At 46.6% G+C, this 343-nt stretch carries 1 rRNA gene; it reads left to right on the top strand.

The features are described 5' to 3' along the window. A 23S ribosomal RNA gene (locus BMI79_RS21660) occupies positions 1 to 239 on the top strand; the annotation flags it as partial. Between the last annotated feature and the right edge of the window lie 104 nt (positions 240 to 343).

Genomic DNA, 343 nt, shown 5'->3' with positions numbered 1-343 from the left:
CCGGAGTGAACGCACCACTGGTGTTCGGGTTGTCATGCCAATGGCACTGCCCGGTAGCTAAGTGCGGAAAAGATAAGTGCTGAAAGCATCTAAGCACGAAACTTGCCTCGAGATGAGTCTTCCCTGGTCCCTTGAGGACCCTAAAGGAACGTTTAAGACTAAGACGTTGATAGGCTGGGTGTGTAAGTGCAGCGATGCATTGAGCTAACCAGTACTAATGAACCGTGAGGCTTAACCTTACAACACCGAAGGTGTTTTTGTGAGAGAGTAAGTAGATTTAATTTTCAGCGAATGTTCCGAGATTGGTTTTGATGGTTGCAGAAAGAATGCAACGGTTGAAATG

The organism is Serratia oryzae (assembly GCF_001976145.1).
Classification (GTDB): domain Bacteria; phylum Pseudomonadota; class Gammaproteobacteria; order Enterobacterales; family Enterobacteriaceae; genus Chania; species Chania oryzae.
The sequence above is the reverse complement of the archived record's forward strand: the minus strand, read 5'-3'. Positions and strand labels throughout refer to the sequence as shown.